At 70.8% G+C, this 23622-nt stretch carries 21 protein-coding genes; 12 read left to right on the top strand and 9 right to left on the bottom strand.

What is annotated here, in order from left to right; genetic code table 11:
- The first annotated feature begins 49 nt into the window (after positions 1-49).
- From KXC43_RS07720 to KXC43_RS07695, 6 genes are all read left to right on the top strand, one after another.
- The gene (locus KXC43_RS07720) at positions 50-766 is read left to right on the top strand and encodes an ABC transporter ATP-binding protein (protein WP_221375272.1); all 717 of its coding nucleotides are present in this window, start codon (positions 50-52) and stop codon (positions 764-766) included.
- The gene (locus KXC43_RS07715; RefSeq protein WP_221375271.1) at positions 763-2247 is read left to right on the top strand and encodes a DUF1349 domain-containing protein; all 1485 of its coding nucleotides are present in this window, start codon (positions 763-765) and stop codon (positions 2245-2247) included. Before KXC43_RS07720 ends, KXC43_RS07715 begins: the two co-directional genes overlap by 4 nt.
- 148 nt (positions 2248-2395) lie before the next feature.
- Positions 2396-3091: an ABC transporter permease gene (locus KXC43_RS07710; RefSeq protein WP_221375270.1), complete on the top strand. Its 696-nt coding sequence runs from the start codon at positions 2396-2398 to the stop codon at positions 3089-3091.
- Positions 3092-4457: 1366 nt separating this feature from the next.
- Positions 4458-5126 (top strand): response regulator transcription factor, encoded by a 669-nt coding sequence (locus KXC43_RS07705; protein WP_221375269.1) that lies wholly within the window; start codon positions 4458-4460, stop codon positions 5124-5126.
- Entirely contained in the window at positions 5119-6408 is a 1290-nt protein-coding gene (locus tag KXC43_RS07700; RefSeq protein ID WP_221375268.1) for a sensor histidine kinase, read from the top strand. Before KXC43_RS07705 ends, KXC43_RS07700 begins: the two co-directional genes overlap by 8 nt.
- A complete protein-coding gene (locus tag KXC43_RS07695) occupies positions 6405-6923 on the top strand; it encodes a PepSY domain-containing protein (protein ID WP_221375267.1) in 519 nt (172 codons plus the stop codon). Before KXC43_RS07700 ends, KXC43_RS07695 begins: the two co-directional genes overlap by 4 nt.
- A gap of 43 nt (positions 6924-6966) precedes the next feature.
- Here the strand turns inward: KXC43_RS07695 and KXC43_RS07690 are convergent, their stop codons facing one another.
- The 5 genes from KXC43_RS07690 to KXC43_RS07670 all read right to left on the bottom strand — a co-directional run bounded on the left by KXC43_RS07690 (position 6967) and on the right by KXC43_RS07670 (position 12582).
- The gene (locus tag KXC43_RS07690; RefSeq protein ID WP_221375266.1) at positions 6967-7278 is read right to left on the bottom strand and encodes a DUF4387 domain-containing protein; all 312 of its coding nucleotides are present in this window, start codon (positions 7276-7278) and stop codon (positions 6967-6969) included.
- Positions 7271-8623 carry an acyclic terpene utilization AtuA family protein gene (locus KXC43_RS07685; RefSeq protein ID WP_221375265.1) on the bottom strand — a complete coding sequence of 451 codons (1353 nt, stop codon included), beginning with the start codon at positions 8621-8623 and terminating at the stop codon, positions 7271-7273. The genes KXC43_RS07690 and KXC43_RS07685 overlap by 8 nt, the downstream gene beginning before the upstream one ends.
- A gap of 8 nt (positions 8624-8631) precedes the next feature.
- Positions 8632-10251, bottom strand: coding sequence for an FAD-binding dehydrogenase (locus KXC43_RS07680; RefSeq protein ID WP_221375264.1), 1620 nt, complete (start codon positions 10249-10251; stop codon positions 8632-8634).
- Entirely contained in the window at positions 10248-11237 is a 990-nt protein-coding gene (locus KXC43_RS07675; RefSeq protein ID WP_221375263.1) for an NAD(P)-dependent oxidoreductase, read from the bottom strand. Before KXC43_RS07675 ends, KXC43_RS07680 begins: the two co-directional genes overlap by 4 nt.
- A 91-nt stretch (positions 11238-11328) precedes the next feature.
- Complete coding sequence (locus KXC43_RS07670; RefSeq protein ID WP_221375262.1) at positions 11329-12582, bottom strand: MFS transporter; 1254 nt, start codon at positions 12580-12582, stop codon at positions 11329-11331.
- A 95-nt stretch (positions 12583-12677) separates the two neighbouring features.
- Between KXC43_RS07670 and KXC43_RS07665 the strand changes: the two genes are divergently transcribed.
- Together KXC43_RS07665 and KXC43_RS07660 are read left to right on the top strand one after the other, a co-directional pair.
- Positions 12678-13367: a GntR family transcriptional regulator gene (locus tag KXC43_RS07665; protein ID WP_221375261.1), complete on the top strand. Its 690-nt coding sequence runs from the start codon at positions 12678-12680 to the stop codon at positions 13365-13367.
- Positions 13364-14461: a tartrate dehydrogenase gene (locus tag KXC43_RS07660; protein ID WP_221375260.1), complete on the top strand. Its 1098-nt coding sequence runs from the start codon at positions 13364-13366 to the stop codon at positions 14459-14461. Before KXC43_RS07665 ends, KXC43_RS07660 begins: the two co-directional genes overlap by 4 nt.
- Here KXC43_RS07660 and KXC43_RS07655 read toward each other — a convergent pair.
- Complete coding sequence (locus tag KXC43_RS07655; RefSeq protein WP_255643700.1) at positions 14446-14919, bottom strand: NUDIX domain-containing protein; 474 nt, start codon at positions 14917-14919, stop codon at positions 14446-14448. The two genes, KXC43_RS07660 and KXC43_RS07655, sit on opposite strands and share 16 nt — an antisense overlap.
- A gap of 329 nt (positions 14920-15248) precedes the next feature.
- Positions 15249-16523 (bottom strand): MFS transporter, encoded by a 1275-nt coding sequence (locus KXC43_RS07650; RefSeq protein ID WP_221375259.1) that lies wholly within the window; start codon positions 16521-16523, stop codon positions 15249-15251.
- A gap of 79 nt (positions 16524-16602) precedes the next feature.
- On the opposite strand from KXC43_RS07650, the gene KXC43_RS07645 reads away from it, so the two are divergent.
- Together KXC43_RS07645 and KXC43_RS07640 are read left to right on the top strand one after the other, a co-directional pair.
- Complete coding sequence (locus KXC43_RS07645) at positions 16603-17250, top strand: GntR family transcriptional regulator (RefSeq protein WP_221375258.1); 648 nt, start codon at positions 16603-16605, stop codon at positions 17248-17250.
- A 152-nt stretch (positions 17251-17402) separates the two neighbouring features.
- A complete protein-coding gene (locus KXC43_RS07640) occupies positions 17403-19046 on the top strand; it encodes an RICIN domain-containing protein (protein WP_221375257.1) in 1644 nt (547 codons plus the stop codon).
- Between the two features lie 165 nt (positions 19047-19211).
- Here the strand turns inward: KXC43_RS07640 and KXC43_RS07635 are convergent, their stop codons facing one another.
- Positions 19212-20195, bottom strand: coding sequence for a hypothetical protein (locus tag KXC43_RS07635; protein ID WP_221375256.1), 984 nt, complete (start codon positions 20193-20195; stop codon positions 19212-19214).
- Between the two features lie 203 nt (positions 20196-20398).
- Positions 20399-20662 carry a hypothetical protein gene (locus tag KXC43_RS07630; RefSeq protein WP_221375255.1) on the bottom strand — a complete coding sequence of 88 codons (264 nt, stop codon included), beginning with the start codon at positions 20660-20662 and terminating at the stop codon, positions 20399-20401.
- Between the two features lie 122 nt (positions 20663-20784).
- Between KXC43_RS07630 and KXC43_RS07625 the strand changes: the two genes are divergently transcribed.
- Together KXC43_RS07625 and fxsT are read left to right on the top strand one after the other, a co-directional pair.
- Entirely contained in the window at positions 20785-20952 is a 168-nt protein-coding gene (locus tag KXC43_RS07625; protein WP_221375254.1) for a hypothetical protein, read from the top strand.
- A 474-nt stretch (positions 20953-21426) separates the two neighbouring features.
- Entirely contained in the window at positions 21427-23541 is a 2115-nt protein-coding gene (gene fxsT / locus KXC43_RS07620; RefSeq protein WP_221375253.1) for an FxSxx-COOH system tetratricopeptide repeat protein, read from the top strand.
- Positions 23542-23622: the final 81 nt, after the last annotated feature.

Here is a 23622-nt window from a genome sequence, read left to right as displayed (position 1 = left end):
CAGCTTCCGTCGCGCCCGGGTTAGGCGTTGCTGCGTAGAACTTCGCGGCATGACCACCATCGAAGTGAACGGATTGCGCAAGCGGTTCGGACCGTCGGTCGCCCTGGACGGGATGACGTTCGTCGTCCGGCCCGGCCACGTCACCGGCTTCGTCGGGCCCAACGGCGCGGGCAAGTCCACCACGCTGCGCATGATCGTCGGATTGGACCGGCCCGACGCCGGGACCGCGACCCTCGGCGGCCACCGCTACGCCGAGCTCCCATGCCCGATGAGGCACAGCGGTGCGCTGCTCGACCCGCACGCGCTGCACCCGTCCCGCAGTGGCCGCAACCACCTGCGCTGGCTGGCCCGCTCGCAGGACCTGCCGGACAGCCGGGTCGACGAGGTGCTGTCCCAGGCCGGTCTGGCCGCGGCCGGGCGGCGGGCGGCCGGCGGCTACTCGCTGGGCATGCGGCAGCGGCTCGGGGTCGCTGCCGCGTTGCTCGGCGACCCGCCCGTCCTGCTGCTCGACGAGCCGTTCAACGGGCTCGACCCGGCCGGCATCGTCTGGATGCGCGATTTGTTGCGCGGATTGGCCGAGGATGGCCGTTCGGTGCTCGTTTCCAGTCACCTGATGAGCGAATTGCAGGACATGGCGGCGCATGTGATCGTGGTCGCTCAAGGACGGGTGATCGCCGACGCCGGCGTGGACGACCTGATCGGCGAGTACGCGTCGCTCGAGGCGGCCTATCTGGAGCTCACCGCGGGCGTCGGGGGCATCCGATGATCCTGCGGGCCGAATGGCTGAAATTCCGCACCGTACGCGGGTGGGCCGCGGGCCTCGCGGCGGCCGCGCTCATCGTCATCGGGCTGGGCTGCCTGGCCGCGACCAGCGTCACGATGTCGTGCATGGAAGGCACCCGCGAGGTCGACTGTCCGGCGCCGCCGACCGATTCGTCCGGCCGTTCGGTGTCCGACCGGTTCACGTTCGTGCACCGGGCCCTGGACGGCGACGGGTCGATCACCGCCAAGGTCGGCCACCTCGACGGCACCATCACGTATCCGCCGCCCGGCCACGACGAGATCGTGCGCGGCGTGGTGCCGTGGGCCAAGGCCGGCCTGATGGTCAAGGACGGGACGGAACCCGGCGCGGATTACGCGGCCGTGCTGGTGACGGGTTCTCACGGCGTACGCATGCAATCGGGTTTCACCCACGACAAGGCCTCGCTGCCGGTGCGGGAGGCCTGGCTGCGCCTCACCCGCGACGGCGACGACATCACCGGGTACGCGTCGGCCGACGGCGCAACCTGGCAGAAGATCGAGACCGTACGCCTGGACGACCTGCCCCCCACCGTGCAGATCGGCCTGTTCGTGACGTCGCCGAACGGATTGACCGTCGAGGAGAACCCGCAGGGCGGCCATGCCGTGCAAGCCCGCTGGACTCAGGCAACTGCCCAGTTCTCCCGGATCAGCCCGGCCGGCGGGTGGACCAGCAGCCTGGTCGGCTACTCGGACTACCGCACCACCTGGGAGCAGACCCATCCGCCGGGCCACACCGAGGCCGGCGGCGTGATCACGGTGGCCGGCGCGGGCGAGATCGGCCTCGACACCGAGGGTGGCATGGCGGTCGAGCGGGTGCTGACCGGGGTGTTCGCCGGACTGCTGCCGCTGATCGTGGTGGCGGTGCTGTGCGGGACGACCGAGTTCCGGCACCGGATGATCAGCACGACGCTGGCCGCGATGCCGCACCCCGCACGGGTATCGGCGGCCAAGGCCGCGGTGGTGGGCGCGGTGTCGCTGGCGGCCGGCCTGGTGGCGGTCGGGGTGACGCTGCCGGTGGCGACCCGGATGCTGCGGGCGAACGCCGTGGTCATCCTGTCCGTGTCGTGGCCGACCATGCTGCGGGTCGCCCTCGGCACGGCAGTGTTGCTGGCCCTGGCCGGCGTTTTCGCGTACGGCGTGGGTTCCCTGCTGCGCCGGGCCGTGCCCGCCGTCCTGGCGGTGACCGCCCTGCTGGTCGCGCCTCCGATCCTGGCCGTGACCTCGGTGCTGCCCGCCGACGTGGGCGCCTGGCTGCTGCGCCTGACCCCGGCCGCCGCGTTCGCCATCCAGCAGAGCGTCGCCGCCTACCCGCAGCTGTCCCGCCCGCAGACGGTGGCTGACGGCTACTTCCCGCTGCCGCCCTGGGCGGGTCTGACTGTGCTGGCTTTGTGGGCACTGGCTGCCGTGGCCGCCGCGACCTGGCGGCTACGCCGGAGCGCAGCGTGAGGGCGGCCCGCTGTTTGACGGGACGCGCTGTGCTGGTGGCCTCGTGGTTGCGGCGGAGGGCGGCGTGGCGTTTGGCGGGGCGTGCTGTGGCGTCGTGGCCGGCGGGGCGCGCTGTGGTGGCAGTTCGGCGGCTGCCGTGGAGCGCGGCGTGAGGGCGGCGTGGCGGGCTGAGTGGGCCAAGCTGCTCACCGGAGGAGCCGGCTTGGCAGTGCCGCTGGCGCTGGCGGTACTGCTCATTGCCGGAGGCTTGGCGCTCGGCAGCAGCTCGGTCGACCCGGTGCAGTTGCGGCTGTTGGGTGTCCGCCTCGGCCAGGCCGCGGTGGCCGCGGCGGGCGTGCAGATCTTGGCCACCGAGTACGGCAGTGGACTGATCCGGATGACTCTGCTCGCAGTCCCGCGCCGGCTTGACGTGCTCGCAGCCAAGGCGGCTCTACTCACCGCACTGGTGACTCCGGCGGCCGTGCTTGGCGTGGGCGTCGCGGTGCTCGGCCTGAGCCCGGACAGCGGACTGATTCGGGCCGCCTTCGGATCCGTACTGCACCTGATCCTGATCGGTCTGCTCGGCCTCGGCGTGGCCGCCGTCGTGCGCAGTTCGGCCGCGGCCATGGGCATAGTTTTGTCTCTGCTCTATCTGATGCCCATGCTCCTGCGCATGCTCCCCGACCCCGACTGGCAACGGATCCTGTACCGCACGACCCCGGCAACAGCCGTCCAGGCTCTCACCACAACGGTCGACAACGCGATACTGCCCCTGGGCCCGTGGTCAGCACTCGGCGTCGTGGCGGCGTGGTCGGCCGGCGCCCTGGCACTCGGCGCCCTGCTCCTGCACCGTCGTGACGCATAGGCCTGCTCCGCCGCCCGTGTCCGGCGTCGGACCCCAACGGAAGGCGACGGGACGGGGAGTGTCGGCTCGCGTGCCCAGTAGCTGTCGAGGACGCGGGACCGGAAGCAACGCTTGACGACGCGGTTTGAGTGCTCGCTGCTGATCGAAGTCACGGCGTGCCAGAGCCGTCGATCGCGAAGACGGTAGGCCGCAGAGCCATCGCCTCTCGCCACCGCCAAGCGGAGCACCCAGCCACGCGCCGCGCGCCACGTGATGCCCGGCACCGAGCTGCGTGGCGCCCCGCACGCGGCGCGCGGCTCCAGCAGCCGGCAGCCGACACCCGCCGTGCGGCGGTTGCCATTCCGCTGCCCACCCCGCGCCGCGTGGCGGCCGGCACCGGCACGGAGCCGCGTGGAGCCCGGCACGCGGCCCCCGGCAGCGGGCGGCCAGCACCCGCCCTGCCGCGGCCGCCACTCGGCCGCCGAGCGCGCTGCGTGGTGTCCGGCACGCGCCCCAGCAGCCTGTAGCGGGCAGCCGGCACCTGCGATGCGACCGCCGAGCGCGCGCTGCATGGCGCCCCGCACGTGGCGCGCGGCCCCCAGTACCCGGCAGCCGACACCCACCGGCCGCCACCGAACGCGCGTTGCGTGGCACCCCGCCACACGGCACGCGGCAGCTGGCCCAGCACCCGGCAGGGGGCAGCCGACGCCCGCTATGCAGCGCCGCCGGTCAAGCGGCGCGCGCCACCGACGGTGCGCTGCGTGACGCCCGGCACCCCCGACACGCGGCAGCCGGCGCCCAGCACCCGCCATACGCCGGCCTCCGCTCACCATGCGCTGCCACCGCGCTGCACGCGGCGGCGAAGCCAACGCAAATGAACTAGGTTCCTAGGATGCTGTACGGGTGGTGTCGAAGGTGATGGCCGAGCCGAGAAGCATGAGCATCGTCGCCAAGCAGGAAACGCTGCAGGGCGCGTTGTGGGCCGGCAAAGGGAGCTTGTTGGGGGGCGCTGTCACTGGGGTGAGCGGTTTCGCCCGCCGGACAGCAAGACGCAGTAACACCGCCCGCGTGGGCGCTGTCATTCGAAAGCCAGGCGCTGCGGAACGGGCAGGGGAGACGCTGTCACCGGGGAGAAAGGCGCTGAAGCCGGGCTGAGAGCGCCGCGGCTGACGGCCCCCGAGGCGAGTGCCACGGAACGGCCGAGGTCAGCCGTCGTGGTCTGCGTAGGCGCCCGACACGACTCCAAGGGCAGAGATGGGGAAGCACCGAGTCCTTGGTGTCAGCAGTCCGGCGAGCGTCGGCCGGTGGGGCTCGGCGGGCGTGTTCAGGCGGCGTTCAGGGTGGTTGCGGGAGGATGGTGGATCGGCCGTTTTCTGGAGGTGTGTTGATGCGCGTCCTCGTCGTTGATGACGAGCAGCGGCTGGCCCGGTCGTTGCGGATCGGGCTCGAGGCGGAGGGGTTCGCGGTCGACGTCGCCCACAACGGGGTGGACGGGTTGTGGTTCGCGCGCGAGAACTCGTACGACGCCATTGTTCTTGACCTGATGTTGCCTGGTCTCAACGGATATCAGGTGTGTGCGACGCTGCGGGCGGAGCGGGACTGGACGCCGATTCTCATGCTCACGGCCAAGGACGGCGAGTGGGATCAGGTGGAGGGGCTCGATACCGGCGCCGACGATTATCTGACCAAGCCTTGCTCGTTCCCGGTGCTGGTGGCCCGGCTGCGGGCGGTGAGCCGGCGGGGCGCGCGGGAACGTCCGACCGAGTTGGTGGTGGGGGATCTGCGGCTCGATCCGGCCGCGCGGCGAGTGTGGCGGGGCGGTGCCGAGGTCGAGCTGACCACCCGCGAGTTCTCGTTGCTCGCCTTCCTGGCCCGGCATCCGGGGGATGTGGTGTCGAAGCGGCAGATCCTGGACGGGGTGTGGGATGCCGACTTCGAGGGCGACCCGAACATCGTCGAGGTCTACATCCGGCACCTGCGGAACAAGATCGGCCGGGATTCGATCGAGACGTTGCGCGGCGCGGGTTACCGGCTGGGCGGCGACAACGGTGGCTGACGTCCGATGGCGTACGACGGTCGCTGCCGTTCTGGTCGTGTCGGCCGCCCTGCTCGTGGGGGCCTTCGCCCTGGTGCTGATGGTGCGTGGATCGCTGCGGGACGGGTTGGAGGCGACGGCTGAGCAGCGGGCCTCGGCGATCCTGCAGCAGGCTGAGCGGCCGCCACCGGACGACGACCTCCTGTGGCAGCTCACGTCGCCCGACGGCGCCGTCCAACGGTCCGGCGTCCCGCTTCCGGACAGTGCCGCCGACCGGGTGCGCCTGCCCGGCGCCGACGACCAGTACCTCGTGGTCACCGAGAACGAGGACGGCTACCGGGTCTCGGTCGCCGTCTCGCTCGAGGACGTCGACGAATCGACCGACGCCCTGATCACCCCGCTGGCCGTCGGGCTGCCGCTCCTCGTCCTGCTGGTGGGTGGGGTGACCTGGGTGGTGGCGTCGCGGGCGCTGGCCCCGGTGGAGCGCATCCGGCGCGAGGTGGAGGAAATCACGGCGGACCGGCTCGACCGCCGGGTGCCCGAGCCGGAGTCCCGCGACGAGATCGGACGGCTGGCCCGAACCATGAACCAGATGCTGGTACGGCTGGAGGATTCCCGCGACCGGCAGCGCGCCTTCGTGGCCGACGCCTCCCACGAGCTGCGGTCCCCGGTGGCGAGCATCCGGCAGGTGGCCGAGGTCGCCCAGGCCCATCCGGCCGCCCTGCCCGAGGGTGAGCTGGCCGGGACGGTGCTGGAGGAGTCGGCCCGCCTGCAGCGGCTGGTCGACCAGTTGCTGCTGCTCACCCGGGCCGACGACGGTGGGAGCGGCCGCGTGCGCCACGACGTCGACCTCGACGACCTGGCACTGGCCGAGGCGCGGCGGGTCAGCCGTACGGGACTCGCCGTCGACACCAAGGCCGTGGGACCCGGCCGGATTCGTGGGGACGCCTCCGCCCTGGCTCAGGTGGTCCGCAACCTCACCGACAACGCCGCCCGGCACGCCGCCGCCACCATGGCCGTCGGCGTCCGGCAGAGCGGCGGCACGGTCGAGCTCACCGTCGACGACGACGGCCCGGGCATTCCCGAGGACCAGTGGGAGCGGGTCTTCGACCGGTTCGTGCGGCTGGACGAGGCCCGGGCCGCCGACGCCGGTGGCAGCGGGCTCGGCCTGGCCATCGTCCGGGAAATCGTGACCGCGCACGGCGGGACCGTGGCCGTCACCCGTTCGGCGTTGGGCGGCGCTCGATTCACCGTGCGCTTTCAGGCTGGCTTCAGCGAGCCTCCCGCAAGCTCTGGGGCATGAACACAACGAAACTCCGTAGCAAGCGCGTCATTGTCACCACCGCGGCCGTCGCCGCTCTCGCCGTGGGCGGTGGCGTGTGGGCCACCGCGGCCAACGCGGGCCCGGATGTCAGCGGCAGCGATCGCGACCGGGTGGGCAACGCGGCCGTCCAGGCGGTCGGGGGCGGAACCGTCCTCGACGTCGAGGCCAGTGACGACCAGGGCGAGGCGTACGAGGTCGAGGTGCGCAAGCAGGACGGCAGCGAGGTCGACGTGACGCTCGACAAGGACCTCAAGGTGCTCACCCAGCAGGCCGAGGCAGCCGATACCGGTGACGCCGCTCTGCCTGACGCCGAGCGGACGTCGGCCGAGAAGGCTGCGCTGGACGCTGTCGGCGGTGGCACCGTCCTGGATGCCGAGAAGAGCGACGATCAGGGTGTCGCTTACGAGGTCGAGGTGCGGGCGGCCGACAACACCGAATGGAACGTCGAGCTCGACGGGGCCTTCAAGGTGCTCGCCAAGAACGCCGACGACTGACAGGTTCCAGCGGCCTGCGCGCCACCAGGTGGCGCGCAGGCCGTCAGGCACTGACCGGCAGCTGTGCCAGGGGCACGTGGTGCTGGCCGGCGTGGATGTCGCGGTCGCGAAGGCTGCCCTGGGAGACCGGACGCGGGAACGAGATCTTCACGACGTTGAGGGCCGGGATGCGGAAGATCTGAATGGTGGCCGGGTCGACGCCGTAGAGGCGGGCCACAACCGGGGCGTCCAGGAAGGCGATCCGGTCGTAGCCGGCCCGGTCGCGCAGGAACACCTCCATCGTCACCCAGAACGGTCCGGCGTTCTTGGAGCGGACCTCCAGCGCCAGGTCGGCGATCGTGCGGGTCTCAGGCATCGGTGGCCTCCAGCCGATGGATGCGGAACAGGGCGGTGGGGGAGTCCACGTCGACGGCGTGGTTGAGCACGAACTCGTAGGCCGGGCCGCGCTCGGTCTCGGCCGGCGAGGTCGGGAAGGCCAGACTGGGCAGGTAGTTCATGTCCGGCGTGGGCAGGTGCAGCATGAGCGGGTTGACCACCTTGGCCACCGCGGTCGCGGTCTGCTGGTCGGCCGCGTGCACGAGCAGCATCACGCCGACCTCCTTGGGCGGGCTGCGGTCGGGCTCGATGTCGTCGAGGATCGCGTCGTAGCCGTACAGCCGCAGGTCGAAGTCGTAGTCGCCGTCGCCCAGCCCGAGCGTGCGGGCCACCCACTCGCCGATCATCTTGCGCAGCAACGCCGCCCACGTGTCGATCTGTCCGAGGATGTGCGGGTCGCGGATCGCGGTGAACGACATCGTCTCGTACCCGGTGATCCGCGCGCCCTCCAGCTTGATGGTGTGCTGGGCGGCCGGCTCGAAGCGGGACCCTTCCACCCGGACGCGCCGGTCGTCGAGCGCGGTGTAGGTCGCGTCCGACACGACGATGGTGCCGGCCGGCTCCCGCATCGAGTGCGGGTTCACCGTCTCGTAGAGCATGTGCGCGGCCACCGTGTACGGCGTGCAGGAGTTGCCCGGGTCGAGCGGCTCGATCGTGAAGCCGTCCTGGTCGATGGTGGCCAGCACCCCGCCGGCGCGCGGGTTGGTCGTGCACTGGCCGCCGCACTCGACGATTTTCGCCGCGTGCCAGACCGGGCCGGGCGGCAGGCCCTTCATCAGTGGGAGGGCGGCCGCGATGGCGGTGTCGGTGGCCCGCCCGGCCAGCACCACGTCGGCGCCGCCCTCGAGCGCGGCGACGATCGGCTCGTGGCCCATCATGCCGACGATGTGGGTGCAGCTCTCCAGGGTCGCCGGGTCGAGCGGGCCGGACGGCGGCAGCGGTCGGATCCGCTCGATATCGAGGCCGGCCGCCTGCTGTTCGCTGTAGATGACGGCGATGCGCAGGTCGAGGCCCTCGGCAGCGAGGATCTCGCGGGCGATGCCGGCCACCCAGTCCACGCCGGAGTCGGTGCCGCTGGTGCCGCACGAGCCGACGATCAGCGGGATCCGGGCGTTCGCGGCCGCGCGCAGCAGCAGGCGCAGATCCTGGGCGACGGCCGCGGCGGCCGTCTTGGCGGTGCCCGAGCCCAGGTAGTGCGGCCCGGAATCGGTGGAGCCGCCGTCGACCGCGATGACGTCGGCGCCCAGTTCCAGCCCCCGCGTGACGGTCTCGGGCGGGAAGCCCGCCCCGAGCATGCCGGTCGGCGTGAGTACGCGTACTTCCATCGATGTCCTCATTTCGTGAGCGAGCTGAGCGCGCGTGCGACCTGACGGCCGGAAAACAGACAGCCGCCGAGAAAAGTGCCCTCAAGTGCGCGATAACCGTGCATGCCGCCGCCCCCGAACCCGGCCGCTTCGCCCGCCGCGTACAACCCGGGCACCGGTTGGCCGTCGGTGTTCAGAACACGACCGTCCAGGTCGGTGTGCAGGCCGCCCAAGGATTTCCGGGTCAGCACATGCAGCCGTACGGCGATGAGCGGCCCGGCCGCCCGGTCGAGCAGCCGATGCGGCGCGACAGTGCGCATCAAACGGTCACCGCGGTAGTTGCGGAAGTTGCGGATGGCTGCGACCTGCAGATCCTTGCCGAAGCCGTTGTTCAGCTCACGGTCGCGGGCCTCGACCGTCCGCCGCACGTCCGACGGGTCGAGCAGCGGTTCGGCGGTCACCGCGTTCATGCCCTTGACCAGCTCGTCCAGGTCATCGGCGACCACGAAGTCGGCGCCGTTGCGCTTGAACGCCTCCACCGGCGCGGGCGCCCCGGCCCGGATGCGGCCGAGCACCTGGCGCACGCTGCGCCCGGTCAGGTCCGGGTTCTGCTCGGAGCCGGAGAGCGCGAACTCCTTCTCGATGATCCGCTGTGTGAGGAGGAACCAGCTGTGGTCGTGGCCGGTCGTGCGCAGGTGGGCCAGGGTGCCGAGAGTGTCGAAGCCCGGATAGAGCGGCGCCGGCAGGCGCCGGCCGAGCGCGTCCAGCCACAGCGACGACGGGCCGGGCAGGATGCGGATGCCGTGCCGCTCCCAGATCGGGTCCCAGTTCTCGATGCCCTCGACGTAGTGCCACATCCGGTCCGGGTTGATGACGGTCCCGCCGGCGTCTGTGACGATGCCGAGCATCCGCCCGTCCACATGGGCCGGCACACCGCTGATCATGTGCTCGGGCGGCGTCCCGAGACGAGCGGGCCAATGGCGGCGTACGAGGTCATGGTTGCCCCCGATCCCGCCGGAGGTCACGACGACCGCCTGAGCCGTGAACGTGAACTCCCCGGCCTCGCGCCGCGAACTCGCCTGCCCCCGGGCGGCGTCGCTCGGCTCGAGCACCCGCCCGGCGACACCGGTGACCACGCCGCCGCTGGTGATGAGCGAATCGACCCGATGGCGGTGCGCGATGGTGACGCGGTCGCTCGCGAGGGCGGCCGCGATGAACGGTTCGAGGACGCCGGGCCCCGTGCCCCAGGTGATGTGGAAGCGCGGCACCGAGTTGTTGCTGCGCTCGGCCCAGCCCACGATCGGGAAGAGCTTGATGCCTTTCTCCCGCAGCCACGCCCGTTTCCCGCCGGCCGCCCAGTCGACGTAGGCCTCGGCCCAGCGTCGCGGCCACTCGTCCTCGGGCCGGTCGAAGCCCGCGTTGCCCAGCCAGTCCTGCCAGGCCAGCTCCTGCGAGTCGCGGATGCCCATGCGCCGCTGCTCGGGCGAATCCACCAGGAACAGCCCCCCGAACGACCAGAACGCCTGCCCGCCCAGGCTCTGCTCCGGCTCCTGGTCGACCAGCAGAACCGATCGCCCCGCAGCCGCCAGTTCGGCCGTGGCAACGAGCCCGGCCAGGCCGGCCCCCACCACGATGACGTCGGCGTTCATGCACCCTCCACGCTGTTGTACTGCGCTGTCTGCGAGACGAGACGGTCCGTCTCGCCGCCGGCCGAGACGAGACGTCTCGTCTCGCTCGGGCTTGGGACGGGGTGGTTCGGCTTGCCGGCGAGTGCGGCCACCAGTTCCCGGGCGCCGAGCAGTCCGGCGTCGCGGCGGGCCTCGGCCGTCTGGCCGGCCATGTGGGAAAAGACAGTGATGGTGTCGATCCCGCGCAGCACGCTGTCGGCGGGCAACGGCTCGTTGTCCACAACGTCGAGGGCGGCGCCGGCGATCTGTCCCGTTCGGACGGCCTCGGCCAGCGCGGCCTCGTCGACGATCGCCCCGCGAGCGGTGTTGATGAGGTGGGCGGTCGGTTTCATCCGGGCCAGGGCCGCGGCGTCGATCAGATGGCGGGTCTTCTCGGTGAGGGCGGTGTGGATGGTGACGAAGTCGGATTCGCGCAGCAGCTCATCCCATGGTTCTTGGATGACGGTCATACCGAGGGCCTCGGCCAGCGGACGCACCCGCTGGGCGACCGCGCCCCGGCCGATGACACCCAGTGTCTTGCCCCGCAATTCGAAGCCGTCGCCCCGAGGCCACCCACCCCCGGCGACCCCGGTGGCCAGCCCCACCAGATTCCGGGCCTGCACGAGCAGCAGCCCGATCGTGTACTCGGCGACCGCGTTGGCGTTGATGCCCGGCAGGTTGCTGACGCTGATGCCCAGAGCGGCCGCCGCCCCGACGTCGACCGAGTCGTATCCCACGCCCGTACGCACAATCGCGCGCAGCGACGGCGCGCCGCGAAGCACCTCCGCCGTCATCGGCTCATTGGCGATCAGCGCGCCCTCCACGCCGTCGAGCGCCGCGATCAGGCCGGCCGCCGATCGCTTGCCCCGCAACGGATCGTGCCGGGTCGTGAAGCCCAGCCCGGTGAGGTAGGCGTCCACCTCGTCGCCCGGCGTCAGATAGTCGGTGGTGATGAGAATGGTCGGCATGCGGTCCTTCATCTCGGAGTCGGGAGTTCCGTGCGCTTTTCGGGCTCGCACTGCCGAACGGCAACCCGTAGGGCGGTGAGCGGGGTGCTCCTCACTTCAGAATCGGGGCTTCGGTGCGGGCCTGGAGGCGGCCCAGGCGCACCAGGACGAGGATGGCCAGGGCGGCCAGCACGGCGATGTCCAGCAGCATGCTGTTCCAGCCGACCAGGTCGACCACGCCGCCGATCAGCGCGGGCCCGGCGAAACCGCCGAGGTACCAGGTGACCGCGTACAGGCCGGTGTAGGTGCCGAGCACCCGGCTCGACGGCGCCAGGTTCCACAGCACGACGGCCGCGTTGATGAGGAAGGCGGCCGCGCCGACGGCGGCGACGCAGAACACGATGACCGTCGCGGTGGCGGTCTGCACGACCGATCCGGCGGCCAGCGCGGCGGCGAAGACGGCCATGCCCACGCCCATGGTCTTCAGCCGGCCGTAGCGTTCGGCCAGCAGGGCGACCGGGTAGGCGGCGATGACGTAGGCGATGCCGCTGGGCAGCGTCAACCCGCCTGCTTCGCCCCGGGTGAGGCCGAGCGCTTCCATTCCGTACGGCGTGATGAGCGACCGCGACGCGAACCAGGCCCCGCCGAACAGCATGACCGTGAGCAGCAGCAGAACGCGGCGACGGTCCCGGTCGACGACGATGTCTGTGACCACCTGCCGCAGCGGCACCCGAGTCTCGCCCGGGCCGGCTGCTGCGTCTGAAGCCAGCGCCTCCTGATAGCCCGTGGACCGGCTGTCGCGCACCTTCACGACCATGACGACCGTGACGACCAGCAGGATCGCCGACGGGATGGCGAAGGCCGCGTGCGGATGGTCGTCGACGACGAGCAGGCTGATCAGCGAGGCGACGATGATGGTCAGGGCGGCCGCGATCTTCACGACGGCGTTGGCCCGGCTGCGCCGTTCGGGCGGGATGAAGTCGGGCACCAGCGACTCGGCGAGCGGCCGCATGGTGTTGGCGACCAGCGCGTAGCCGACCATCACGGCGATCAGCACGGTGGCCGAGGTGGTCCAGGGCAGGAAGACGAAGAGCACCGCGGCCAGCGGCATGCCCACCGCGAGATACGGCACCCGCCGGCCCCACCGGGTGCGGGTGTTGTCGGAGCGGTTGCCGATCCAGGGCTGGATGAAGATTCCGAGCAGGTTGTCCATGCCCATCAGCGCGCCGACCAGCGCCGCGCTCGTGACGTGCTCGCGCAGCAGCACGGGCACCTGGTTGTCGTAGAAGTTCCAGGTCGACTCCTGCGCGAACAGCGCGAGAGCGATGAAGAACGTGATCTTCCGGTGGTTTCTCACCTCGGCCATGTCGCCTCCTGTGTCCGGCGTCACGTTAAATTGCTATAGCAAAAACGTCAACAGTTGCATCGCTTCTTAAAGATGGCATGCGTTAGAGTGCCGTCATGCCCGCAGCCGAGACGCTTGCCGACCAGGCCTACGGTCACCTCCGCGCCGCCATCGCCACCGGGGAACTCGCCCCGGGCGAGAAGGTGACCGAGCGGGGCGTCGCCGAGCGGCTGGCCATCAGCCCGACCCCGGTGCGCGAGGCCCTGCGCCGGCTGGAGCTCGACGGCCTCATCGAGCGCATCGGCCCGCGTACGGTCCTGGTCGCCACCATCCGCGACGCCGCCATCGACGACCTGGCCGAGGTCGAGGTCGGCCTGCGCGGCCTGGTCGCCCGCTTCGCGGCCCGGCACGCCACCGCGGCTCAGCTGGACGCGCTCGACACGATCCTCGACCGCGCGGACGATCTGCTCATCCTGCTCAAGGAACGCCGCCGGAACGAACAACCCGTTGAGCGACATCTGCACGAACTGCTCGACACGATGCTCGAGTTCAACGACTCCGTGAGCGCCTGCGCGCACAACCCGGTGCTCGTCCGCATGCTCGAGCAGAGCCGCGTGTTCAGCCGCCCCCGCCGCCGGGAACTACTTCTGCGCAGGGTGGCCGAGGACGATACGTTCGGCATGGAGAGGTACACCAGCCACCGCGCTCTGGTCCGTGCCCTGCGCGCCGGCGACTCCGCCGCCGCCGAGCAACTCGCGCTCTCCGACGCCCAGGGCGGACTCGCCGCTTTGAGGGAGGCCCCGTGACGAACCATCGCATCGCCGTGATTCCCGGTGACGGCATCGGAAAAGAGGTCGTGCCGGCCGGTATCGAAGCCTTGCAGGCGACCGCCGGCCGTTTCGGCATCGGGCTCGAGTTCGACACCTTCGACTTCGCCAGCGCCGATTACTGGCAGCGTCACGGCACGATGCTGCCGCCCGACTGGGAAGAGACGCTGCGGGCGTACGACGCGATCTACTTCGGAGCGGTCGGCTGGCCCGAGGTGGTGCCCGACCACATCTCGCTGTGGGGCAGCCTGCTGCAGTTCCGGCGCACCTTCGACCAGTACGTGAATCTGCGCCCCTGCCGCCTGATGCCCGGCGTCCGCAGCCCGCTCGCGGGCCGGGAGGCCGGCGACATCGACTTCGTGGTCGTGCGCGAGAACACCGAGGGCGAGTACTCGAGCATCGGCGGCCGCATCTTCGAGGGCACCGAGCGCGAAACCGTGCTGCAGGAGACGGTGATGACCCGCGTCGGCGTCGACCGCGTGCTCCGCTTCGCCTACGAACAGGCGGCCCGCCGCCCCCGGAACCACTTGACGTCGGCCACCAAGAGCAACGGCATCTCCATCACGATGCCGTACTGGGACGAGCGCGTCGCGGCCATGCAGGAACAGTTCCCCGGCGTACGCGTGGACAAGTTCCACATCGACGCCCTGGTCGCCCTGTTCGTGCTGCACCCCGACCGGTTCGACGTCGTGGTGGCGAGCAATCTGTTCGGCGACATCCTGTCCGACCTCGGCCCGGCCTGCACCGGCACGCTGGGCATTGCCCCCAGCGCCAACATCAACCCGGAACGCGACCACCCCAGCCTCTTCGAGCCCGTCCACGGCTCGGCCCCCGACATCGCGGGCCGGGGCATCGCCAACCCGATCGGCCAGATCTGGTGCGGCTCGATGATGCTCGACCACCTGGGCCACCCCGAGGCCGCGGCGCACCTGCTCGGCGCGATCGAGGACGTTCTGGCGTACGGCCCGGGGGAGGCCCCGCTGACACCCGACCTGCACGGCAAGGGCACCACGGCCGAACTCGGCCACGCCGTCGCCGAGCGCGTCCGCAGCCGCGATCAGGCGACCGGGTAGCCGTTCTCCAGATAGGCCGCCGTGCCCTCGTCACGGGCGCGCCGGGCCGCGACGATCCGGCGGGCCAGCAGCTCCGGCAGCCGTTCGCCCGCCGCCCGCTCGTCGCACCACGCCCAGCTGCGCAGCTCGGCGGCCGGCAACCGGATTCGTGCCGCCTGCTCCGGTGCGAGCACGCCGCCGTCGAACAGCAGCATCACGCCCTCGGTCCGGTCGGGTCGCGGTGGCACCCAGTCGGTCGCCAGCAGCCGCCCCGGCTCGATGGCCAGGCCCAGCTCCTCCTCCAGTTCGCGCACCACCGCCGCGTACGGCGACTCGCCCGCCTCCACGACGCCACCCGGAACTTCCCACGAGTCCTTGTAGGCCGGCTCGACCAGCAGCACCCGGCCCCGGTCGTCGGACAGCAGGGCCCCCGCGCCCATCCGCTTGCGCGGCAGCGTGGCCGTGAAATCGTCGCTCATGTGGCCAAGGTAATGGGCGCCTCAGGCCGGCTTGATGACCACCTCGAGGGCGGAGTGGGCGGTAGCGTCGGCGAAGACGTCGTAGGCCTCGTCCATCTGGTCGAACATGAACGTGTGGGTGCCCATCCTCTCGGCCGGGATGCGGCCGCCAGCACGCCGACCTCGTAGCCGGTGGGCAGGGCGTCGGCCAGGAAGACGGCCCGCTCGTCGGTGATGCCGGCCGGCTGCAGGTCGGTGCCGCAGATCGTGGTGGTGTCGACCCGCACGACCACGTCGGTCGGCTCCACGATCGTCGCGTCGGAAACGTCCTCCCAGGCCTGCGACCGACGCTAGGGGCGGGGAGCCGCCCCGGGCGTCGCAGTATGGGACGGCCGGCGCTGCCAGACGAGGACGGGGATCAGCAGCAGGGCGAGCAGCCCGCCGGCCAGCGACAGGGTGGCGAAGCTGGTGGCGTCGGTGATGACGGCCGAGGCCGCGCCGCCGCCCGCGCCGGACAGGGCGATGAGGACGTCGACCGAGCCCTGGGTCCGGGCGCGGGTCTCGGGTGTGGTGGATTCGACGATGTACGTGGTGCCGCTGATCAGGCCGAAGTTCCAGCCCAGCCCGAGCAGTATCAACGCGATTGTCAGGCCGGCCACCGAGTCGCCGGGCGCGACGGCCGCCACGATGCCGGCGGCGAGCAGGGTGACCGCCGCGGCGACGGCCACCGGACGGCTGCCGAGGCGGTCGACCAGGCGCCCGGTCACCAGCGAGGGCAGGAACATGGCGGCGATGTGCAGGCTGATGACCAGGCCGATCTGCCCGAGGCCGCGGTCGTGATGGCGCATGTGGACCGGCGTCATGGTCATGATCGCGACCATCGCCACCTGGGTCAGCACCATGACGGTGGCGCCGACGACGACGCCCTTGTCGGTCCCGGCCGGGGCCGTGCTCGCGACGGCGGGCGGGCCCGCCAGGCGCTGGGCGACGAGGTAGGGATCGGGCCGCAGGAAGACGAACAGGACCAGCCCGGCCACCGCGAACGCGACCGCGGCCAGGACGAACGGACCGGTGAGAGCGGGCAGCCCGACGGACACGGCGAATTCGCCCAGCAGGTCGACCGACAGCGGCCCGCCGACCGCTCCGGCCGTCGTGGACACCAGGGCGATCGACACCGCGGTCGCTCGCCGGCCGGGTGGCGCGAGGTCGGTGCCGGCGTAGCGGGCCTGCAGGTTGGTGGCGGTGCCGGCCCCGTAGACGAACAGCGACAGGAACAACAGCACCGGCCGGTCGGCCACGGCCGCCGTCACGATCCCGACCGCGCCCAGCGCACCGGCGGCGAACCCGGCGGCCAGCCCGCCCCGGCGGCCGGTCCGCTGCGTGAGGCGCCCGACGGCGAATGCGGTCAGCGCCGACCCGAGCGTGAAGAGCGCGGTCGGCAACCCGGCCAGGCTGTCGTTGCCGAGCATGTCCTGCGCCAGCAGCGCGCCGACGGTGACGCCGGCGGCCAGGCCCGCGCCGCCGAAGACCTGGGAGACGACGACCACGATCAGCGAGCGGCGGTAGAGCGCGTGCCGGGCTTCGTCGGTGAGGGGTGGATCCGTGGCGGAGGGGGCGGACGGCATGGGTGCTCCTTCCGGGGAACAGCGGCGTGCCGACTCGTACCCTACTTGTATCCCAGTTGGATGTCAGTACGATATGCGGGTGAGCCTCGCCCAGCAGGGAGCCAGCGCGGCGGATCGCGCGCACTCGCACATCCGCGCCGCCATCATGCGCGGCGACCTCACCGTGGGCAGCATGCTCAGCGAGAACGAGCTGGCGGCCACGCTGTCGATGAGCCGCACGCCGGTCCGGGCCGCGCTCACCCGTCTCCAGGACGAGGGGTGGGTCACCATCTATGCCCAGCGCGGCGCCCTCGTCCGCGAACTGACCGCCGACGAGGTGCGGGAATCGGCCGAGACCAGGCACGCTCTGGAGTCCGCGGGGGTCCGGCGGGCCGATCCGGCTCGGCGCGAAGGGCTGGCCGCACGCCTCGCGGACAACCTGGACCGTCAGGAGGGCGCGCTGCTGAGCGGCGACGTCCAGGGGTTCGCCGTCCTGGCCATGCGGTTCCACCGCGCCTTTGTCGAGCTCGCGGCGAACAGCATGATGCTCTCGATCTACGACCGGCTGCAGGACAGGCAGTACCTGTCGATCCTGCGCAGCGCCGACCGCATCTTCCGCGAGCCGCAGCAGGCGATCGCCGCGCACCGGAATCTGCTCGGGCACGCTCAGCGGGGCGATTGGGTCGCCTTCGCCGAGGCGCTCGACGACCATCAGGAACGCAGTCACGGTCTCGACGCGACCTGGTAGGCGGGCGGGCGCCACGGCGATGGGGCGCTGTGTAAGGTGACCTCGGTCAGATCGATGGACGTGACTTCTCGGTCATCCATGGGTCTGGTTGTCGGCGTGGGACGCCGGGCCGCTGTCGCGGCGGCGTCCCCGGAACACGGGGGAACCACATCATGTCTGCATTGTCTGCCTGGAACTCTGTCCGCAAGCGGAAGGCGGCCGCGGCGGCTCTGGTCGCCGCGTCGGTCGGGCTGCTGGTCGTCGGCCCGTCGCCGGCGGCCGAGGCGGTGCCCGCCGCGGAGGCCTACAAGGTTGTCTCCAAGGTCCAGTTCGGGACGCCGGGCGTCGCGGGCAGCACCAGTTGCTCGGCCGTCCTGGTCGCGCCGCGCTGGGTCGTCACCGCCAAGGCCTGTTTCCGGCCGTCCGGCCAGGCCGTGGCCGACGGGCCGCCCAGCCAGAAGACGACGGCCCTGATCGGCTGGTCCAACCTGTCGCAGGCGGCCGGCGGCCAGACCGTGTCCGTGGTCCGCGTCGTGCCGCACCCGGACCGCGACGTCGCCCTCGTCCGGCTCGCCGTGGCCGTCAACGACGTGGCTCCGGTCGCCCTGGCCACGACGGCCCCGGCCGACGGCGAGGTGCTGACGGTCGCGGGCTTCGGGCGTACGGCGTCCGACTGGGTTCCGGACCGGCCGCATCTCGGCACGTTCACCGTCGGCGCCGTGGCTCCGGCCACGCTGGCGCTCACCGCGACCGACTCGGCCCAGGTGGGGCCGTGCAAGGGCGACGCCGGCGGTCCCGGCCTGCGCGAGTCCGGCGCCACCGTGCAGCTCGTGGCGATCACCCATGCCGCCGACGGTCAGGGCGGCTGCCTCGGCGCCGACCAGGACGCGGCCCGCGGCGGCTCACAGACCCGGGTCGACGACCTCGGGTCCTGGTTCGGCCGGTACCTTCCCGAGCGCCAGGTCAGCACGATCCTGAACGACAACAGCAACCTGTGCCTGGCCATCAACGCCGGATCGACCGAGAACGCGGCCCGCGCGATCCAGTGGGGCTGCCAGGGCGGCACCGAGCAGGACTGGCGGCTGCGGCAGCGGCCGAGCGGGGCGTACGAGATCCGCAACGACCACAGCGGTCAGTGCCTGGCCATCGGCGGCGGCTCGACCGAGGAAGGCGCCGAAGTGCTGCAGTGGCCGTGCGCCGGCGACACCCACCTCGAGCAGACCTGGGCCATGGTCCCCGACGGCACCGGCTACGTCGCACTGCAGAACGTCAACAGCAAGCAATGCCTGGCCATGGGCGCCGCCTCGACCACGGCCGGCAAGATCGCGATCCAGTGGCCGTGCCGCGGCGCCGGCAACCGCGAGCAGCAGTGGAAGGTCACGACCCGCAACGTGGGCACGCGCCTGATCAACCAGCACAGCAAGCTCTGCGCGAGCAACAACGGCGTCCTGACCAACGGCGCCGGACTGGTCCAGGCCACCTGCAACGACGCCAACCACGCCGAGTTCCACCTCACCGCGAAGGCCGGCGGCTACGCCCAGATCCGCAACGACCGCAGCGGCTTCTGCCTGGCCATCGGCGGCGGCACGAGCACCGAGGGCCAGCGCTCCCTGCAGTGGACGTGCGGCGACAACACCCACGGCGAGCAGCAGTGGACCATCGACGCCGACCCGGCCGGCTGGACCCGCCTGCGCAACAAGACGACCGGCAAGTGCCTGGACATCGCCGACGGCTCCAAGACGGCCGGCGTCATCCTGACTCAGCAGACCTGCTCGGCCACCGACCCCGGCCAAAGTTGGCAGCTCGTCGACAACTGACTGATGAACACGAAGCGAGGCGAGGTGAGACGGTCCAGGCCGTCTCGCCTCGCGCTTGTCATTTCGTACGACTGATTCATCCACCCGGATCCGCCGAGCACCCCCGTCCTGGCCGCTTCCCGGGTTCGCCGGACCATCCGCCGCACGAGGCCCGATCACTCGCCATCAAGGTCGGCGGCGCATCAGGCCGCGGTACACGGCGGCCGCGGCGGGCACCTGCTCCAGGCTCAGATCCTGGTCGTCGGCGTCCAGCGCGCCCCACCACTTGACGAACAGCGCCGGCGGCATCCCGGCGTAGCCGGCGTCGATCGTGGCCGGGTTGCGGGCGGCCCGGGCGATCCGCCCGACCCACGCGGTGAAGCGCGTGCCGTCGGGGTCCCAGGCCCGCTCGACGCCCTTGCCCTCGCCGTCCTGGACGATGGTGCCGATCTCGCCGACACCCCACGGCAGTCCGAACTCTTTCCAGGCGTCGCGGGCGTACTGGAAGAAGTCGTGCGGGGTGGCGTAGTGGCCCTGCCTGGTCGGCATGCCGGGGAACGAGTAGGTGTCCCACGACAGCACGTCGGCGGGGTCGTTCCGCTCGACGTACCGGCGCCAGTCGCTTTCCGGCTTGGTCTTGACGTGGTGGTACTGCCAGAACCACATCAGGTTCTTCTCGAGGGTCACCCGCCGGTGACCGGGGTGGGCCTGGATGACCGCCTTGTAGGCGCGGTAAGTCGCGCGGTAGACGTCGGGCCGGGCGCCCTGCTGGCCGTACTCGAACCAGTCCGGCTGCGCCTCGTGCCGATAGATGATCGAGAGCCGGAGCTTGCGGGCGTGCGCCCAGTCGAGCAGCCGCCGCAGGCGCGCGTCGTCCCGGGTCTTGTGCGAAACGGTGATCGTCTCTTCCGGATGGTCGTTCGCGGCCCACGCCAGCAGACGACCGGGCCGGTTGTTGTCGGTGGGCAGCGGGGGCGGGCCACCGGAGAAGATGCGGATCCCGATCGGGCCGCCGTAGTTGGCGCGGTGCCGGTCGTACTGCCGGATGTGCTCCTCCGGTGTGTCGGGCGGAGAGCCCTGCGTCGAGGCGATGACACCGAAGACAGGGCCGGGATCGTCGGCTCGGGCCGGGGTGGGGGAGGCCGCCACGACCGCGACGGCCAGCAGCATGCCCCAAGGAGATCGACACTTCATGCCGCAATACTCATATAACGGAACAGCCGGCACCGTCGGGTTCTGTGCGCGTCACCCCAGTCAAGCGGTGCTTTTGTCCACATCCGCTGACCCTCGATGTGGTCGGCGATCCGCTCCGGCCGGTCATGTGCGTGGCGTTCGACCCTCCCCATGAGTTCGCGATCGGCTCCCTGCCGATCTCAGAGTGGCAGGTCTCGCACGCCCACGGCCTCAACTTTGGCGTCCAGCCACTCTCGGATCCCTTCCCACCGCGAATCGCCCGGATCCACCCGCAGCGTGCGGTCGCCGGGCCAGTCCCGTTGCGGCTCACGAGCGCCAACCACGATCTTGTTCGGGGCTGACTCCCAGAGCGGAAGATCTGACTCGGAGTCGCCTACGGCGAGTACCGCGACGCGGCCGGACAGCCTGATGGCACGCGCGACGTTGCGCTTCTCGGCCGCCACGCCCGTGTTGTCGAGGACCTCGCCGGTGAACCGGCCGCGACCGTCCTGGTGCAGTTGCAGCCCGAAGTACTGCTCGATACCGAGCCGGGCGGCGTGGTGCTCTCGGTGGCGGACCGTCCTTCATGTACCGCCCGATCGTTCGGGCGGCGATCGTCACGCTGGTTTCGGCCCGGACACCCTCGATGGCCATCGCGGAGGTAGCGGCCGCGGCCGTGTCGGCCATCGGGGTGCTCTTCGGGGCAGCCCTGCTGACCATCCGCTTCCTGCTGCGGCCGCGCCGGCGGCGGTAGCCATCCGCTGAGCGACTCGTGAACCCTGGTGTCCGCTCAACCTTTCCAGGCTGGTCGACTGCCTCTTTCGGTCAGCGATGCATGATCACAGCACGCTCATCGGCTACAAGCGTGCGTCGGGCTCCTCGACGTGCGCCACGCGTCGCGACGGCTCACCGCCAGCCGTCGCGCGCGCACTCTCATCGGCCGGAACCGTTGAGGCCGGTTCTCTCGCCGGCAGGTCATCCGCGCACGTAATCTCTGCTTCGGCGGGGAGCACCCGGGCGCTGGTAGATGATCTGCTGCGTGCAGGTTCCGGCCGACATGGGCTGAGTCGTTCATGCATTCCACTCCACGCTCATTCGTAGGCGCTATCTACGCTGTGACAACTCGCCTGCTCGGCCCGGAGGCCTGCTGCACACCTTCCAGTGTCACGATATGTGCTGCCACAATTACGATGTGATGTTTAAGTGGTCCCGTCGGGGTAGTCGCGTCGTGACGATTGTCGCTGTCGTGGTCCTCGTGGCCGCCGGTGTGACGCTGCTGGTGCGACGGGGCCTAGCTGATGGCCTCGCCGCTTCCAACTCGCCGGTGTGGCACTGGCTGGAGAGGGGGAGCTGGCTGGCCGGACTGCTGGCCGTGATCGTCACGGTGCTTTCGGCTCGGAAGGCCGGAGAACCCGCGACCCCGCCCGTGACGGCCACGCAGGAGCCTGCTCGGGAGCCGGGATCGCTGCCGTCACTGTGGAACGTCCCCGGCCGGAATATCTCCTTCGTCGGACGCGAGGCGATCCTGGCCCATCTAAGAACACGTCTGGCGTCCGACGGTGCCGCAGTCGTCATGGCGCTGCACGGTTGGGGCGGTGTCGGCAAGACGCAGCTTGCGGCCGAGTACGCACACCGGTATGTCGCCGACTACGACCTGGTGTGGTGGATCGCCGCTGAGCAGACCGAGCTTCTCGGTGAGCAGTTCGGCGCACTGGCGGCAGCTCTGGGACTGGTCAGCGACGATAGTGATGCTGGCGATGCCGAGCGAGAAGCCCGTGCCTATCTGCGACGTCATGGCCGCTGGCTGGTGGTCTTCGACAACGCGGAGGGCCCTGGTGCGTTGTGGCCTGCGGTTCCGGCCGGCCCGGGCCACACGATCATCACCTCGCGTAATCCGGCATGGAGTCAGGTCGCGGCTCCGGTGCCCGTCGACGTCTTCGCCCGGGCCGAGTCGACGGCCTTGCTCAGGAGGCAGGTGCCGGCGCTCTCCGCCACGGCGGCGGACCGGATGGCCGACATGCTCGGCGACCTGCCCCTGGCAATCGCGCAAGCGGGCGGAATGCTCGCCGAGACCGGGATTCCGGCCGAGACCTACCTCGCGGAGCTGGCCGAACGGGCGCACATCCTGATGGGCGAGTCGCCGTCGCCGTCCTACCCGGTGCCGTTGGCGGCTACGTTGCACATATCCCGCGATCGTCTGCTGGCTGACGACATCGCTGCGGTCCAGCTGTTTCATTTGTGCTGCTGGTTCGGCCCGGAACCGATCCCCGTGGCGGTCTTTACCCCGGACCCGAGCCTGCCGGCAGAACTGCGAGAGTCTTTGCAGACGCCCCTGGGACAGCGTCGCCTGCTCGGGAAGTTGTCAAGGTACGGCCTTGGCAAGGTGGACGGCGACACGCTGCAACTACACCGTCTGGTGCAGGCCATTCAGCGCGGTGGCAGCCATGCGGACGACCACGTCGCCGCTAGACGGCTGATTGCCAATCTGCTCTCCAAAGCGCGGCCGGACGACGGTCGCGATCCTCGTAGGTGGTCCGAATGGGCGATGCTGGCACCGCACATCCTCGCCCAGAGTCCGCAAGACTCGCCCGACGCGAACCTCCGGATTCTCGCGACCGACATGATTTGGTATTTCCTGGTCCGCGGAGATACCCGGATTGCCGAATCCCTTGCTCTGCAATGGTTGGCCGCCTGGACACCGAGATTCGGCCCGGACGACGAAGCGGTCCTGCATTGCACCAACCATCTGGGGCAACTGTCGCGCATCAGCGGGGACTACGTGCGGGCGCGACGGTACGACGAGGATGCCCATCGACGTTTCCGGCGCATCTTTGGTGAGAACGACCGGCGCACACTCACCTCGGCCTGCAACCTCGCACAGGACTTGCACCGGCTCGGACATCTGGAGATCGCCCGCGAGATGCACGAGGACATCCTCAAGAGACGACGGGACGTTTTCGGGGACGACTACGAAGGATTCTTCGTCTCGTCCAGCGAGCTGGCGAGCACGCTGCGGGACCTGGGCGAACGAGAAGCCGCCCATGAGCTGCATCGACAAACGTACTCGGGGTACCGCCGAATCCTAGGACGAGATCATCCGGACACCCTCAGCTCCGCCATGAACGTCGCCCTGGACCTGCACGCGCTCGGGCGCTTCGCGGAGGCGAGGAAGCTGCACAGCCAGACCCTCGCTGACTTCGAGAGAATTCTCGGCCGCGATCACCCCGACACCATCAGGTCGGCCGAACATCTGGCCCGGTCGCTCCGCAAGCTCGGGCGACGCCGAGCCGCACGGCGACTGGAAGCTGACATCGCCGCGCGACGAGACAAAGAACACAAGTGAACCCGTCAGCCGGTCGCGGTGACTCTGTGCCAACCGAGCCGGGTGCCAGATTCCGTTCCACGCGCGGCGGTCTGAGAAGGG

This window comes from Paractinoplanes polyasparticus (assembly GCF_019710575.1).
In the GTDB taxonomy this organism is placed as follows: domain Bacteria; phylum Actinomycetota; class Actinomycetes; order Mycobacteriales; family Micromonosporaceae; genus Actinoplanes; species Actinoplanes polyasparticus.
Note: the sequence above shows the minus strand (reverse complement) of the source record. Positions and strands in the feature narration are given on the sequence as shown.

Bases quoted from the DNA above. Each gene is read 5' to 3' on its own strand.
- KXC43_RS07685 (WP_221375265.1), bottom strand. From the start codon at position 8,623: ATGGAAGTACGCGTACTCACGCCGACCGGCATGCTCGGGGCGGGCTTC.
- KXC43_RS07670 (WP_221375262.1), bottom strand. From the start codon at position 12,582: ATGGCCGAGGTGAGAAACCACCGGAAGATCACGTTCTTCATCGCTCTC.
- KXC43_RS07665 (WP_221375261.1), top strand. From the start codon at position 12,678: ATGCCCGCAGCCGAGACGCTTGCCGACCAGGCCTACGGTCACCTCCGC.
- KXC43_RS07655 (WP_255643700.1), bottom strand. From the start codon at position 14,919: ATGAGCGACGATTTCACGGCCACGCTGCCGCGCAAGCGGATGGGCGCG.
- KXC43_RS07650 (WP_221375259.1), bottom strand. From the start codon at position 16,523: ATGCCGTCCGCCCCCTCCGCCACGGATCCACCCCTCACCGACGAAGCC.
- KXC43_RS07635 (WP_221375256.1), bottom strand. From the start codon at position 20,195: ATGCTGCTGGCCGTCGCGGTCGTGGCGGCCTCCCCCACCCCGGCCCGA.
- KXC43_RS07715 (WP_221375271.1), top strand. From the start codon at position 763: ATGATCCTGCGGGCCGAATGGCTGAAATTCCGCACCGTACGCGGGTGG.
- KXC43_RS07705 (WP_221375269.1), top strand. From the start codon at position 4,458: ATGCGCGTCCTCGTCGTTGATGACGAGCAGCGGCTGGCCCGGTCGTTG.
- KXC43_RS07720 (WP_221375272.1), top strand. From the start codon at position 50: ATGACCACCATCGAAGTGAACGGATTGCGCAAGCGGTTCGGACCGTCG.
- KXC43_RS07675 (WP_221375263.1), bottom strand. From the start codon at position 11,237: ATGCCGACCATTCTCATCACCACCGACTATCTGACGCCGGGCGACGAG.
- KXC43_RS07695 (WP_221375267.1), top strand. From the start codon at position 6,405: ATGAACACAACGAAACTCCGTAGCAAGCGCGTCATTGTCACCACCGCG.
- KXC43_RS07625 (WP_221375254.1), top strand. From the start codon at position 20,785: ATGTACCGCCCGATCGTTCGGGCGGCGATCGTCACGCTGGTTTCGGCC.
- KXC43_RS07640 (WP_221375257.1), top strand. From the start codon at position 17,403: ATGTCTGCATTGTCTGCCTGGAACTCTGTCCGCAAGCGGAAGGCGGCC.
- KXC43_RS07690 (WP_221375266.1), bottom strand. From the start codon at position 7,278: ATGCCTGAGACCCGCACGATCGCCGACCTGGCGCTGGAGGTCCGCTCC.
- KXC43_RS07680 (WP_221375264.1), bottom strand. From the start codon at position 10,251: ATGAACGCCGACGTCATCGTGGTGGGGGCCGGCCTGGCCGGGCTCGTT.